Raw genomic sequence first — 223 nt, forward strand, 5'->3', positions numbered from 1 at the left:
TGAGATTGTCGTCGCCGTCGCCGCCAATCAGCGTATCGGCCCCGCCTTGTCCCAGCAGAATGTCGTTTCCATTGCCACCGGTTAAAACATTGGCGTTGCCGTCTCCGGACAGCCAGTCATTGAAGCCGGACCCTGTCACGTTCTCGATTGACGTGAAGCTGTCTTTGCCTTCGCTGCTGCCGACATTGCGTCCGTTCCAACGAATATCAACCTTCACCGCACC

The 223-nt window shown here is 57.0% G+C and carries 1 pseudogene; it reads right to left on the bottom strand.

Features of this window, described 5'->3' with window-relative positions:
• Positions 1–223, bottom strand: a pseudogene (locus tag ABLQ08_RS32615) (hypothetical protein); the annotation flags it as partial.

This window comes from Roseibium sp. SCP14, from assembly GCF_040329475.1.
Taxonomy (GTDB): Bacteria; Pseudomonadota; Alphaproteobacteria; order Rhizobiales; family Stappiaceae; genus Roseibium.